The sequence below is a fragment of the Phenylobacterium sp. genome (assembly GCF_019636135.1).
In the GTDB taxonomy this organism is placed as follows: domain Bacteria; phylum Pseudomonadota; class Alphaproteobacteria; order Caulobacterales; family Caulobacteraceae; genus Phenylobacterium.
Genome location: NZ_JAHBYD010000042.1, coordinates 16,536 through 29,173, shown reverse-complemented (window position 1 = coordinate 29,173; position 12,638 = coordinate 16,536). Strand labels below are relative to the sequence as shown.

General features: G+C 72.9%; 11 protein-coding genes. 4 read left to right on the top strand and 7 right to left on the bottom strand.

All coding sequences use genetic code 11. The annotated features are described in order from the left end of the window. Window positions 1-415: 415 nt before the first annotated feature. Window positions 416-1,369 (top strand): sensor histidine kinase, encoded by a 954-nt coding sequence (locus KF737_RS21090; protein ID WP_296460044.1) that lies wholly within the window; start codon window positions 416-418, stop codon window positions 1,367-1,369. 198 nt (window positions 1,370-1,567) lie between these two features. On the opposite strand, the gene parC is transcribed toward KF737_RS21090, so the two are convergent. Next, on the bottom strand, window positions 1,568-3,820 hold the full coding sequence (gene parC / locus KF737_RS21085) for a DNA topoisomerase IV subunit A (protein WP_296460041.1): 2,253 nt from the start codon (window positions 3,818-3,820) through the stop codon (window positions 1,568-1,570). A gap of 225 nt (window positions 3,821-4,045) precedes the next feature. On the opposite strand from parC, the gene KF737_RS21080 reads away from it, so the two are divergent. Next, entirely contained in the window at window positions 4,046-4,819 is a 774-nt protein-coding gene (locus KF737_RS21080; protein ID WP_296460038.1) for a hypothetical protein, read from the top strand. A 7-nt stretch (window positions 4,820-4,826) separates the two neighbouring features. Here KF737_RS21080 and KF737_RS21075 read toward each other — a convergent pair whose 3' ends face one another. From KF737_RS21075 to recO, 4 genes are all read right to left on the bottom strand, one after another. Next, a complete protein-coding gene (locus tag KF737_RS21075) occupies window positions 4,827-5,846 on the bottom strand; it encodes a hypothetical protein (RefSeq protein ID WP_296460035.1) in 1,020 nt (339 codons plus the stop codon). An 824-nt stretch (window positions 5,847-6,670) separates the two neighbouring features. Beyond that, window positions 6,671-7,180 carry a GNAT family N-acetyltransferase gene (locus tag KF737_RS21070; RefSeq protein WP_296460033.1) on the bottom strand — a complete coding sequence of 170 codons (510 nt, stop codon included), beginning with the start codon at window positions 7,178-7,180 and terminating at the stop codon, window positions 6,671-6,673. Then, window positions 7,177-7,449 carry a DUF1778 domain-containing protein gene (locus KF737_RS21065; RefSeq protein ID WP_296460031.1) on the bottom strand — a complete coding sequence of 91 codons (273 nt, stop codon included), beginning with the start codon at window positions 7,447-7,449 and terminating at the stop codon, window positions 7,177-7,179. Before KF737_RS21065 ends, KF737_RS21070 begins: the two co-directional genes overlap by 4 nt. A gap of 575 nt (window positions 7,450-8,024) precedes the next feature. Continuing rightward, window positions 8,025-8,756 (bottom strand): DNA repair protein RecO, encoded by a 732-nt coding sequence (recO, locus tag KF737_RS21060; RefSeq protein ID WP_296460028.1) that lies wholly within the window; start codon window positions 8,754-8,756, stop codon window positions 8,025-8,027. Between recO and KF737_RS21055 the strand changes: the two genes are divergently transcribed. Together KF737_RS21055 and KF737_RS21050 are read left to right on the top strand one after the other, a co-directional pair. Further along, window positions 8,712-8,909: a hypothetical protein gene (locus KF737_RS21055; protein ID WP_296460025.1), complete on the top strand. Its 198-nt coding sequence runs from the start codon at window positions 8,712-8,714 to the stop codon at window positions 8,907-8,909. The genes recO and KF737_RS21055 overlap by 45 nt on opposite strands. 98 nt (window positions 8,910-9,007) lie before the next feature. Then, window positions 9,008-9,652, top strand: a complete 645-nt coding sequence (locus KF737_RS21050; protein WP_296460022.1) for a PEPxxWA-CTERM sorting domain-containing protein — start codon at window positions 9,008-9,010, stop codon at window positions 9,650-9,652. A gap of 66 nt (window positions 9,653-9,718) precedes the next feature. On the opposite strand, the gene KF737_RS21045 is transcribed toward KF737_RS21050, so the two are convergent. Beyond that, entirely contained in the window at window positions 9,719-12,004 is a 2,286-nt protein-coding gene (locus tag KF737_RS21045; RefSeq protein WP_296460020.1) for a serine/threonine-protein kinase, read from the bottom strand. Window positions 12,005-12,020: 16 nt separating this feature from the next. Continuing rightward, entirely contained in the window at window positions 12,021-12,569 is a 549-nt protein-coding gene (locus tag KF737_RS21040) for an ECF-type sigma factor (protein ID WP_296460017.1), read from the bottom strand. Between the last annotated feature and the right edge of the window lie 69 nt (window positions 12,570-12,638).

Below are 12,638 nucleotides of genomic sequence, written 5' to 3'. Positions count from 1 at the left end.
GGGCTGGGCCGCATCGGACATCCGGCGAACGAAACATGCGCCTACGTCAGAAGCGGTCGTAGGCGGCGGCGCGCGCGGCAGCATGTTGGCGCGGCGAAGCCGCTGTATTGAACCACCAAGGGCACAAAGGACACCAAGCGGGCATGCGTCATCCCCGGCGGCCGGGACGCGACCGGCGCCTTGGTGTCCTTGGTGCGCTTGGTGGTTGACGAATGGGCGCTTCGCAGGGGGAGAGGTGGGACGTCCGTGACGGGTCCGCGAGAGCGGCGGAGCCTGGGTCGCAGCGTAAATTCCTCCCCCCAAGGGGCCCCTTGGGGGTGGAATGCGACACCTTGCGGGGTCGCTTCGCGGACGGGGGGCGCCTATACCCGCGTGACGGGAGAGCGCGCGCCGATGCGCGGCGGGGGTGTGAGGCGTGACGGATTTCCTGGTGCGGCGGATCGCCAGTCCGCCGCGGAGTCTCTGGGCCCGGCTGGGGCTGGGCCTCGCGGTCGGCGCGCTCGCCGTGGGCATCCGCGTGGGGCTGACGCCGTGGCTGGGCGCCGGCGCGCCCTATGTGGCCTTCCTGCTGGCGGTGCTGGTGTCGAGCGTGTTCGGCGGCGTGGCGGCGGCGGCGGCGTCCATGGCGGTGGTGGCGGTGGCCGTGCCCACGCTGCTGGCGTCGCACGGCGAGGCGTTCGAGACGCGCCGGCGGATGCTGGGGGCGGTGGTCTTCCTGGCCTCCAGCGGGTTCATGACCTGGCTGATGGCGCTGACGCGCACGGCGCTGCTGCGCGAGACGGCGGCGCGGGACGCCGAGCGGCTGCTGCGGCTGGAGCTGCACCACCGGGTGAAGAACGTGCTGGCCGTGGTGCAGTCGCTGGCCGAGCAGAGCTTCCGCGGGGCGACCGACGCGGAGGCGGCCCGCGTGGAGTTCGCCGCGCGGCTGTCGGCGCTGGCCGAGGTCCACCACGTGCTGGTCGACACCGGCTGGCGGGCGGTGGAGATGGCGGCGCTGGCCGGGCGGGCGCTGGCGCCCTTCCGGCCGCCCGAGGCGGGGCGGATCGTGGCCGGGGGGCCGGACGTGGCCGTGGCGCCCGAGGCGGCGGTGGCGCTGGCGCTGTGCCTGCACGAACTGGCGACCAACGCGGCGAAGTACGGCGCGCTGTCGGGGCCGGAGGGGCGGGTTTCGCTGGCGTGGCGGGTCGAGGCCGGGCGGCTGGAGATCGCATGGACCGAGACCGGCGGGCCGGCGCCGAAGCCGGGGCGGCGGGGCTTCGGCTCGCGGCTGCTGACCCGGGCGCTGGCGGGGCAGCCGAGCGCCGCGGCGTCGCTGGAGCTGCCGCCGGAGGGGGCGCGCTGGACGGCGGGGTTCGAGGTGGGGCGGTAGGGGCGCGGCGCCCTTCCCTGCCCCGCGGTTATCATCCCGGTTTCGCGGCACGCGAAGACCGGGACCCAACCGTCGGGTGCGTCGAGGGTTGAGGGGCGGCGCCGGCGGGCGGGGCCGTGCTGGCCGGCTCAGAGCACCGGAGGGTTGGGTCCCGGTCTTTCGCTTCGCGAAAACCGGGATGACAAACGGGGGGTTGGCTTAGCGCGGCCGGAAGCGCTTGTTGGCGGGGAAGCCCTTGGGGGCGAGTTTGCCGGCGGCGGCGCGGCGGCCGACCCACTCCTTCCATTCGGGCCAGGCGCGGGTGCGGCCCGACGCGTCGACGGTGGTCAGGCCCTCCTCCGACCGGAAGGCGGCGGCGTCGCGCAGGCCGCCCTCGCGGTAGGACTGGAGCTTCACGCCCTTGCCGCGGGGCATCTCGGGCAGTTCGGCGACCTCGAAGATCAGGAGCTTGCCGTTGTCGCCGATGACGGCGAGCTGATCGTATCCGCCCGGTCCGGGGCCGTCGAGCGGCAGGCTGGCGAGCGCCGCGCCGTTCAGCACCTGCTTGCCGGCGCGGCGGAAGGCGATGGCCTCCTCTTCCGGCAGGATGAAGCCGTAGCCCTCCTTCGACGCCAGCACGCGGCGGCGGCCGGGCTTGTGCGGGAAGACGTCGACGAGGCCGACCTTGTCGTCGAGGTCGATCATCAGGCGCAGGGGCTCGCCGTGGCCGCGGGCGCCGGGGAGCTTGTCGCAGCCGAGCGTGAAGAAGCGGCCGTCGCCGGCGAAGATGAGCAGCTTGTCGGTGGTCTCGGCCGGAACCAGGAACTGGAGCCTGTCGCCCTCCTTGAACTTGAGCTCGGAGGGGTCGTCGACGCGACCCTTGGCGGCGCGGATCCAGCCGCGCTCGGAGAGGATGACGGTGATCGGCTCGCGCACGATCATCGCCTCCAGCGCGGCTTCGGTGTCGATCGTGGGGGCGTCGGCGAAGGTCGAGCGGCGCACGTTGAGGTCGGCGAGCTGGACCCTGGTGTCCTTGAGGCCCTGGCCGACCAGCTTCCACTGGAGCTTGGGGGAATCGAGCATGGCGACGATGCCGTCGCGCTCCTCGCTGAGCTCGGCGTGCTCGCGGCGGATCTCCATCTCCTCCAGGCGCGCGAGCTGGCGCAGGCGGGTGTTGAGGATGGCGTCGGCCTGGATCTCGGTCAGCGCGAAGGTCTCGATGAGGCGGGCCTTGGGCTCGTCCTCGTAGCGGACGATGCGGATCACCTCGTCGAGGTTGAGGTAGGCGATCATCAGCCCGTCGAGGATATGCAGGCGGGCTTCGATCTTCGCCAGGCGGTGCTCGGCGCGGCGGACCAGGACCACGCGGCGGTGGTCGAGGAAGGCCCTGAGCGCCTGCTTCAGGTTCATGACGCCGGGCGCGCCCCGTTCGTCGAGGACGTTGAGGTTGACGCTGAAGCGGGTCTCGAGGTCGGAGAGCTTGAACAGGCTCTCCATGAGGACCTCGGGCTCGACGTTGCGGCTCTTGGGCTCCAGGACCAGGCGCACGTCCTCGGCGGACTCGTCGCGCACGTCGCCCAGCAGCGGGGCCTTCTTGTTGTCGATGAGCTCGGCGAGCTGCTCGACCAGGTCGGCCTTCTTCACCTGGTAGGGGATCTCGGTGACGACGATCTGGTAGGTCCCGCGGCCGGTGTCCTCCTTGTCCCAGCGGGCGCGGACGCGGACCCCGCCGCGGCCGGTGGAATAGACGTCCAGCAGGTTGGCGCGCGGCTCGACGATGACGCCGCCGGTGGGGAAGTCCGGGCCCTGGACGTGGGTCATCAGGGCCTCGACGCTGCTCTCGGGATCGTCCAGCAGCATGAGGCAGGCGTCGATCAGCTCGCCGGCGTTGTGCGGCGGGATCGAGGTGGCCATGCCGACCGCGATGCCGGTGGAGCCGTTGGCGAGCAGGTTCGGGAAGCCGGCGGGCAGGACGACGGGCTCGTCGTCGGACCCGTCGTAGGTGGGCTTGAAATCGACCGCGTCCTCGTCGATGCCGTCGAGGAGCAGCATGGCCGCCGTGGTCAGCTTGGCCTCGGTGTAGCGCATGGCCGCGGCGTTATCGCCGTCGATATTACCGAAATTTCCTTGCCCATCAACGAGTTGGTAGCGCTGGGCGAAGTGCTGGGCCATGCGCACCAGGGTGTCGTAGATCGCCTGGTCGCCGTGCGGGTGGTAGCTGCCCATCACCTCGCCGACCACCTTGGCGCACTTGCGCGCGGCGGCCTCGGGGTTCAGCCGCATCTCGCGCATGGCGTAGAGCACGCGCCGCTGCACGGGCTTCAGCCCGTCGCGCACGTCGGGCAGCGCGCGGTCGGTGATGACACTGAGCGCATAGGCCAGGTAGCGGCGGCTGAGCGCCTCGCCGATCGGCTCGTCGATGATGCGGTCGGGCTCGGAAGGGCCTTCGGGCGGCGGGGTGTCGAGGGGCATCTCAAGGAATCAACTTCGGCGAGGGTTTTCACGTCTAACGTGAAAGTGGCGGCCGCCGCGACGTTCTTGGCGTCGCAATCCCCAGCTTCCCCCCTCTGCTCGTCATCCCCCGGCTTGTCCGGGGGATGACGTTCCTGGGGGGATCGGGCTCGGGGCTAAGCCGGCGTTTACCAATGCGGGGGATGCTCCGGGCGGGGTGTTCCGGGCCGGCGACCCGTCGGCGGCATGGCCGCCTCGGGGCGGGACGGGGCGCCAGACGAGGACGGGACGATCACCGAGTACGCACCTTTCGCACGTTCCGCGCCGGCCGCGCCCAAGGCGCGCGCCAAGGGCAAGGACAGGCGCAACGCGCAGTTCGGCGTGCGCAGCGGGCTGGCCTTCGCCGTCATCGCCGCGCCCAGGATGAACGCCGCCGCCTGGTTCGGCCTGGCCGTCGCCGTGCCCTGCGCGCTGCTGGCGCTGGCGGCCGCGTCCACCAAGGCGGGCCTGCCGCAGACGGCGGGGCTCTATGCGGCGGTGCTGCTGGCGCCGGCCGTGCTGCTGGCGCTGAATTCGCTGGAGAAGCGCCGTGCGCCCGAGGGCGGGGCGGAGGCCCGCGACCACGACCTGGCGCACGCCATGGTGCTGACCGTGGGCCAGGCCTGCGGCCTGCTGTTCGTGGTGATGCTGGGCGTGCGCTTCTCGGGCGAGGCGATCGCGGTCGGCCTGGCGATGGCGGGGATGCCGCTGCTGCTGTCGGTGGCGCGCAACCTCTGGCGGCGCCTCGTGAAGCCGCTGGACGAACGGCTCGCGCCGACGTTCGAGGTGTCGGCCGGACGCAACTGGACCGCCGAGTGGCTGGAAGCCGAGCTGCAGCGCGAGCCGATCCGGTTCGGGGCGCCGGTCACGGTGCTGAAGCCGCGCAACGCCTCGCGGGTCACGCTGCAGGTCATGCCCGCGCCGGTCGACGAGGCCTGGATGCGCGGCGACGACGAGGCCCCCGCGGCCCGGGTCGCGTAAGGGGCCGTCAGTTCCCGCCCTTGTCGGCCGCCTCCGCCATGCGGGCGCCGCGCAGGATGCCCTCCATCGCGTAGTTCCCCTCGTGGCAGGCGTATTCGTAGATCTGGCCCTTGGCGGGCCTGAACGAATACTCGCCCGACCACGCCTGGGTGTAGTGGACCGGGTCCTCGACGGTGAACTGGTAGAGCAGCTCGTCCTCGGCGATGCGGGTGAATCGCTCCGTCACCGTGCCCTGGGACGAGACCGGCGTCATCGTGCGGCCCTCCTGGATCGGGTTCACGTTCTTCGTCTCGGCGACCAGCGTGTCGCCTTCCCACCAGGCCACCGTGTCGCCCAGCCAGGGCCGGATCACGGCCGGCGCGTGGGCCGCGCGGGCCGCCTTGGCCGAGGCGAAGATCGGCGCGATCCGCACGTCGTGGTTCATCTCGAGGTCGATGACGAAGTACCCCGGCGTGACGAAGAAGCTGTAGTTGTTGTTGTAGATCGCGTTCAGCATCACCGGCCCGCCGGCGTCGCTCTGGGCGATCAGGCAGCGCTCGCGGATCGGCAGGTCCTCGGGGCCTGTGTAGGCGCCCTTCCCCGAACGGTATTCGGCCCCGTCGCGCATCATCAGCGCGAGGCTCCTGGCGCGGTCGCGGAACGGCATCCTGCCGTCGGCGGGGCTGGTGATGAACGACGAGCGCGCCTGGCCGCGGACGCGCATCAGCCCGTCGCCGGAGTCGATCCAGAACGAATTGTAGCCGGCGGTGGCGTTCTCGTCCTTGAACGCGCCCTCGCTGAGATCCGACTGGCCGTTGGCGGCGGCGCGGCGCGCGGCCGTCGCCTTGTCGAGCGCCGCGGCGCGGTCCTCGGGGACGACGAGCTGCGAGAAGGCGGCGGACCGCTCGAGCTGGGTGACGGTCGCGTTCGTCCACACCCCGTCGAAGTTGCGGGCCAGCGCCCTGGGGACGGCGGGCGTCCCGCCGAACGCCGGGCCGGCAAGAAGGACGGCCAGCGCCGCGGCCGCGGAAGTGGAGCCTCGTAGCATCGCAGGATCCTCCCAGAGCCTCCGGCGCCGTTGCGCCGCGCGATTGGAAGACACGGTATGCCCCTTCGCGGGCGGCGGGCAAGGCGCGTGAGGGCCTGCCTCCACTCCCGGTCAGGCCGCGCATACGGCGGCGCTCCAGCTCGCGGCCGCGTTCCGGATGAGGGAGAAGGACCGCAACAGCGTGGACACGAACGGCGGCGTGGTGCGCATCCCCTTCAGGTTCGCCCTCCCCGAACCGGCGCCCGTGGCCGCCGCGCTGAGGCGTTGATGAAAATGCGCTGTCATCCCGGCCGGAGGGCCGCTTGCGGCCCGCAGAGCCGGGACCCAGGGGTTCAAGCTCGGAGCCTGGCCCTCCTGGGTCCCGGCTCTGAAGCCCCCTCCGACCGAGGACTCGCCCGTGAAACTGCTGATCGGAACGCCGACCTACAACGGGTCGGTGACGGGGCTTTCGGCGTCGATGGCGCGTCGGCGTCGTCTTGATTCAACCACGAACCCACACGAAACACACGAACGCGTCCGGGACGATCCGGGCGCTGCGATCACCTGCGGCCCGTTCGTGTGCTTTCGTGTGGGTTCGTGGTTCCGAATGACGGCGCCTGCGGCGCGCAGAAGGCTCGCCGGCTCAGCGCGACCCTTCATCCGTCAGCCCGCAGGGCGATCGGATACGGATGCGAGCGGCGGAAGGCCGTCAGTCGAACCGCGGAGATCGCGAGACACGCAGAGGATTCCGGTGGATCCGTGAGCTCTCTGCGTGTCTCCGCGATCTCTGCGGTTCATGACTCGGGCGGACGAGCCGTCCAAAGGCCCTATGCGATCACGCTGCATCAGCCCGGACCACCCAGGAGCGCGCGCACGTCTTTCAGGAGGACGAAGAGGTGCATCGGGTCGGTGGGTGAGGCGATGAAGTCGAAGTGTTCGTAGAAGGCGCGGGCTTCGTCGTCCTTGGCATGGACCGCGAGCGCGCGGAGGCCGGCGATGTCGGCGGCCTGGAGGGTGCGGAGCATGGCGTCCTTGAGGAGGCCCGAGCCCACGCCGTGGCCGGCGCGGTCGGTCGCGACGGCCAGGCGCGCGAGGACCATCAGGGGCACGGGGTACTGCGCAGCGCCCTTCCTGAGGCGCTCCGGCGCCTCCGGTGGCGCCACCTCGCCGAAGACCAGGGTGTAGTAGCCGATGAGTTGGCCGTCGCTGACCGCCACATAGGTCTGCGACGCGCCCATCTGCTGGTTCTGGAGCGCATGGCGGGCGAGGAAGCGATTGAGCGGGTCCTTCCCGCAATCGAAGGCGTCGACGGGATGGTCCTGCCGGAGCTTCTCGATGGCGGGCTTGCCCGTCATTCGAAGACGCTGGGCTCTCCGAGCAGGCGGGCCAGCCGCGGCGCCGGGCGGACGGGCGCATCGAGCGCCGCCTGGAAGGCCGCCCAGCGTTGGGCGTCGAGGCCGAAGGCCTGCCGGTCCGGCAGGGTCTCCTGCGCGCGCGCCATCGCGCTCTCGAGGACGAACTGCGCGAGCGTGCGGCCGCTGGCGTTGGCCGCCTCGCGGAGGACCTGCTTGTCCTGAGGCGCGATGCGCAGGTCGAGCTTCTCGGAGCGCGTGGTCGCGGGCATGGCGGGCCTCTCCGAACCAACGTGGGAGACATGCCCGACAATGTCAAGACATCGGCGACCCCGCTCACGCCCACGGCGCTGGCGGGGCCCGGAGGGGCGATTCGGTCGCAGGGGGGATCCGGGAATTAAGCACTCGCCGTAACCCGGCGTTCAACGCGGCGGGCAAGCTTCGCCATATGCAATTGGCAGCCCCGCCGCGCCTGAATGTCGGAGCCTGGTTCGCGCTGGCCGCGGCGGGGCCGGCGGCGATGCTGGCGGTGGCGTGGGCGGTGACGCACGAGGGGGCGGCGCACGACGCGGGCCTGTGGGCGGCGGGGCTGCTGGCGCCGGCGGTGGCGCTGGCGCTGCACACGCTGGGGGCGCGGCGCCGGCGCGAGGGTCCGCCGCCGGCCGACGAGGTGCTGACGGCCGCCTTCGCGCTGACGGTCAGCGAGGCGGCGGCGGTGCTGCTGTCGGTGCTGATGGGCGCGCCGCTGCCCGGCCAGGCGGTGGCGAGCGCGCTGGCGGTCTCGGCGGTCCCGCTGGCGGGCGCGGTGGCGGTCTACCTGCTGAAGGCGATAGCGCCCAACTTCTCGCTACAGCCGACCGGCCTCGCGCAGGCGCTCCAGCAGCCAGACGCGCGCGGGCGGCAGGGGCCGGTTGAGCGGGCCGAATATGTTCGCCTCCAGGAAATGGCCGGTGAGGTCGAGGCCGGCGGCGATGTCGCCCGCCGAAAGCCCGCTCTGGGCGGCGAGCAGGAAGGGCGGCAGCGCGAGGAGCCGGTCCTTGTAGGGTTCGCCCGCCTCGCGGCTGACGGCGCGGCCGGTGCGGGGGCTGACGTAGACGAGGTCGTCGACGGCGCCGGTGGCGGCGCACCTGGAGAGGTCGAGGCCGAAGCCGAGGTCCTGCAGCAGGCCCGCCTCGAAGCGGACGAAGACCGCGGGCCAGATCTCCGGGTGCAGGAGGGCGGCGCTGAGGGCCTCGAAGGCGAGGAAGGCCCCCGGATGCGGCTCCCGCTCGGGCAGCGCCCCGGCGGTCACGGCGGCGGCGGCGGCTATGCCGGCCAGCGCCAGCGGATCGTCGAAGAGCGCGGCGGGCCCCTCGCCCTGGGGCTCCAGGGTCGCCGAGCCGAGCTGCTCGGCGACGCGGGCGCGGTAGCGGACGAGGCCGCGGGCGCCGGCCTGCATGTGGGGCCGCATGCGCCGGGAGGCGCCGCCGGCGACATGGGCGGCCCAGCGGCCATGCCGGGCGGTCAGCAGGTCGACGATCGCGCCGTTCTCGCCATGGGCGCGGGCGCCGAGCACGAAGGCGTCGTCGGTGAATTCCATCGCCTCAAGCTGTGGGCGCCCGCCGACGAAATCCAGCCCCCAGAGGCCGGCGCCGAGCGCGCGGCCCACGACGCGGCGCTGGACGGGCTGAAGGACCTGATCGCGGTCTACCGGATGCAGGTGGTGCGGGAGAACCGCCGGGCCGCCGCGTAGGCGGCCTCGAAAAAAGTTTCCGGCCGGGTGGCCCCGTTTCCGGCGGGCCTGCGCATCCCCAAGCGACCACACCCGTGTTCGTGTTTTGGGAGGCTGCAATGAACCTGTCCTGGAAGACTGCCCTTGCGGGCGCTGTTTCCGCCCTCGCCCTGGCCGCCGCGCCGGCGCAGGCGGCGAACTACGTGCTGAACCTGAGTGGCAGCGCGTTCGACACCACGACGAACAGCTTCACGTTCAACGGCCGCGACTACGACACCGGCGCGCTGGAGCTGACCGGCTTCGACCCCTTCATCCTGGAAGACGGCGACACCGTGGAAGTGACGGTGAACATCACGTCGGGGCCGCTGTTCCCGTTCATCGTGCCGCTGCGCCAGGAGATGTTCTTCGGCCTGAACTTCGCCGACATCTCGGGTGGCGCCGAGCCGACGTCGGCGATGTCGGACGGCTTCTTCTCGTTCGACGGCGCGCCCGAGGTGCAGGCCGGCTGCAGCAACTGCACCAGCTTCATCTACGGCCAGTCGGGCCAGCCCCTCTACTTCACCACGCTGACGGCGCGCGGGACGATCAACCTGGCCGAGCCCTACCAGGTCAACTCGATCACGGTGAGCTATCAGGTCAGCGACCGGACGGCCGGCGTGCCCGAGCCGGGCGCCTGGGCGCTGATGATCCTGGGCTTCGGCGGCGCGGGCGCGATGCTGCGCCGGCGGCGCGGGCAGGACGGCGGCAAGCTCGCCCTCGCCTGAACCCGGACGAAGGGCCGCGGGGCCGGTTCACCCTGGAGCCGCCGCGGTCCTCTTGGGCGCCGTCCGTCAACCATCCGGACGGCGCCCGACCCCTTGTCCGCAGTGGCGGGCCTGGGCCTGCCGCAGCAGCTTGAGCGAGCCGCCGTCGTCGAGGGCGGCGTAGCGGCCGGAGCGCTGGAGCTCGGCGAACGCCGCGTCGGCGGCGTCATAGCGCTGGCAGGCGAGCGCGATGCGACCGGCGCGGGCCTCCACGTCGCCCAGCGCGGCGACGGCGACGGCGTAGTCGCGGACGTAGATGGGCACGCCCTCGTGCGCGAGCATCAGTCGCCGCCGCGTTTCCACCACGCGCGCCAGCAGATCGGCGGCCTCGGCCGGGCGGCCCAGCGCCGAGAGCGCCTGGCCGTAGGCGTTGTCCAGCATGCCCGAGGCGCGCGCGGCGTCGTAGTCGTCGGGCTCGGCCTCGGCCACGGCGCGGGCCTCGGCCACGCCGCGGGCCAGGATCGGCTCGGCCTGCTTGAACGCACCCGCGTCCAGCAGCGTGGTGCCCAGCGCCCAGCGCGCACGGGGCAACTGGCGGATGACCGTGGGATCGTCGGGCCAGCGGCGGGCCGCCTCCTCCAGCAGCGCCATGCGGCGGCGGTAGGGCGCGATCGCCGGCCCCGAGCCCTCGGCGTAGTAGGTGGCCTCGGCCAGGGAGTCCTCCAGGACGGCCGCACTGAGGATCGCCTCGCGGGGATCGGCGGGCGTGGGCGCGGCCAGCCCCTGGCGCGCGGCGGTCAGCGCCTCGGCGTGGCGGCCCTGCCAGATGCGGAGCGCCGCCATCTCGGCGTACCAGTCGCGCTGGAAGGCCGGGATCGGCTGGGCGGAATCGAAGATCAGGTCGCGCGCCTCGGCCAGGTAGCGTTCGGTCGCCGGGAAGTCGTTGTCGATCATCACCGTGATGTGCGCCTGGTCGAGGCGGGCGCGGGCGCGCAGCAGCCGGCCGGCGGCGCCGGGGATGTCGCGGGCCAGCGCATAGGCGGTGGCGAGGTTCTTCTGCGCGCCCTTGGTGTCGCCGAGGTTGGCGCGGCCGGGCCGGCCCTGCACCTCGGCCAGGCGCAGGAGGCCGCGCACCGACTCCTCGCGGACCTCCAGCGGCGCGTCGCGGGTGCGCGCCAGGCGGTCGAGGTAGGTCTGCGAGACGCGGGCGGCCTCGTTGCGCAGCTCCAGCGAGCGCGGCTGGCGCTCCAGCCGGTCGCCCAGGTCGAACAGCAGGTAGCGGGCGGCGCCGCGGGCCTGCTCGAAGCGGGCGCGGGCCTCGGCGCGGGCCGTCTCGGCGCGGTAGTAGCTGACGGTGGCCGCGACGGTTGACCCCGCCAGGACCAGGATGGTGGCGGTGACCAGCCCGACGCCCCAGCGGTGGCGGGCGACGAACTTGCGGGCCGAATAGGCGACGCCCTCCCCCGCCCGCGCCAGGACCCCGAAGCCGCCCTGCCAGCGGACGAGGTCGGCGATCAGGTCGGCGACGCTGCCGTAGCGGTCGGCGGCCGCGGGCGCCTGGGCCTTGGCGGCGATGGCGGCGAGGTCGGCGTCGCCGCGCCCGTCGATGAGGCCCGCCAGCACGACGCCGAGGGCGAAGACGTCGTCGGCGACCACGGGCGCGGCGCCCTCCAGCCGCTCGGGGCTGGCGAAGTCGGGCGTCATCGGGAAGACGCCATCGCCTTCCTCGCCCAGCAGGCGGGCGATGCCGAAGTCGAGCAGGCGCACGCGGCCCTCGCCGTCCACCAGGATGTTCGACGGCTTGAGGTCGGCGTGGACGATCAGGCAGCCGTGGGCGAACTGCACCGCCTGGGCGGCCTGGACGAACAGGGCCACGACCTCGCGCAGCGGACGGCCCGGCGCGGCCTCGTCGATGGGGCGGCCGGCGACATACTCCATGACGAGGTAGGGCGCGCCGCCGTCGGGCAGGACGCCGCCGTCGATCAGGCGCGCGATGTTGGGGTGTTCGAGGCGGGCGAGGATGCGGCGCTCCTCGGCGAAGCGGCCGGCGGCGAGCGGGGCCAGATGGCTCCAGACCAGCTTCACCGCCACCGTCTGGTCGAACAGGCCGTCGGCGCGCTGGCCGCGCCAGACCTGGCCCATGCCGCCCTCGCCGATCCGCTCCACGAGGCGGAAGACGCCCACCTGTTCGGGCGGCGGACCGGAGGGGCCGAGCGGCTCGGGGCCTTCTGTGGGCATGACGCGGCTGGCGCTGCGCGAGGTGCGCTCCAGGGCCTCGACGCGGGCGACGACGGCGGGGTCGAAGCGGGCCAGCAGGCGGCTGCGGTAGCGCGTGTCGCCGGGCCGCTCGCTCAGGCGCTCGAACAGCGCCATGGCGCGGCGTTCGCGCTCAGGCTCCAGCGGCAAGGTAGTCGAGCAGCCAGGCGCGGGCGCCGGCCCAGCGGCGCTTCACCGTGCGCTCGGGCATGCCGGTGGCCCGTGCGGTCTCCTCGACCGTGAGGCCGAGCGTGAAGCGCAGCTCGACGATGCGCGCATGCTCGGGCGAGAAGGCGGCCAGCGCCTCCATCGCCCCGTCGAGGTCCTCGACGCCGATCACGTCCTCGCGGGCGCCGCCGGGGAACTGGGTGAGGATCGGCGGGACGACCCGCTTGGCGGCGCGGGCGCGGCGGGCCTCGTCGATCAGCACGCGGCGCATGGTGCGGCCGGCCATGGCCAGCATGTGGCCCTGGTCGTGGACCTTGCCCGGCATCGACTGGATGAGGCGCAGCGAGGCCTCGTTGACGAGGTCGGTGGGCTGCATGCGCTGGCGCATGCTGTCGCCGGCCATGATGGCGCGGGCGACGCGGCGCATGTCCTCATAGCAGGCCGCGAGCAGCCGCTCGTAGTTGGTCGGCTCGGCGCCTTCCACGTCCTGGCTGGGATTCGTCATCCGGCCCATGGCCGCTGTTGTCCATCGAACGCGCCCGGCGGACAAGGACGGGCTCGCCCGGCGCGAGAGCCACTCGCG

Bases quoted from the DNA above. Each gene is read 5' to 3' on its own strand.
- parC (WP_296460041.1), bottom strand. From the start codon at position 3,820: ATGCCCCTCGACACCCCGCCGCCCGAAGGCCCTTCCGAGCCCGACCGC.
- KF737_RS21080 (WP_296460038.1), top strand. From the start codon at position 4,046: ATGGCCGCCTCGGGGCGGGACGGGGCGCCAGACGAGGACGGGACGATC.
- KF737_RS21075 (WP_296460035.1), bottom strand. From the start codon at position 5,846: ATGCTACGAGGCTCCACTTCCGCGGCCGCGGCGCTGGCCGTCCTTCTT.
- KF737_RS21070 (WP_296460033.1), bottom strand. From the start codon at position 7,180: ATGACGGGCAAGCCCGCCATCGAGAAGCTCCGGCAGGACCATCCCGTC.
- KF737_RS21065 (WP_296460031.1), bottom strand. From the start codon at position 7,449: ATGCCCGCGACCACGCGCTCCGAGAAGCTCGACCTGCGCATCGCGCCT.
- KF737_RS21055 (WP_296460025.1), top strand. From the start codon at position 8,712: ATGGGCGCGGGCGCCGAGCACGAAGGCGTCGTCGGTGAATTCCATCGC.
- recO (WP_296460028.1), bottom strand. From the start codon at position 8,756: ATGGAATTCACCGACGACGCCTTCGTGCTCGGCGCCCGCGCCCATGGC.
- KF737_RS21050 (WP_296460022.1), top strand. From the start codon at position 9,008: ATGAACCTGTCCTGGAAGACTGCCCTTGCGGGCGCTGTTTCCGCCCTC.
- KF737_RS21045 (WP_296460020.1), bottom strand. From the start codon at position 12,004: ATGGCGCTGTTCGAGCGCCTGAGCGAGCGGCCCGGCGACACGCGCTAC.
- KF737_RS21040 (WP_296460017.1), bottom strand. From the start codon at position 12,569: ATGGGCCGGATGACGAATCCCAGCCAGGACGTGGAAGGCGCCGAGCCG.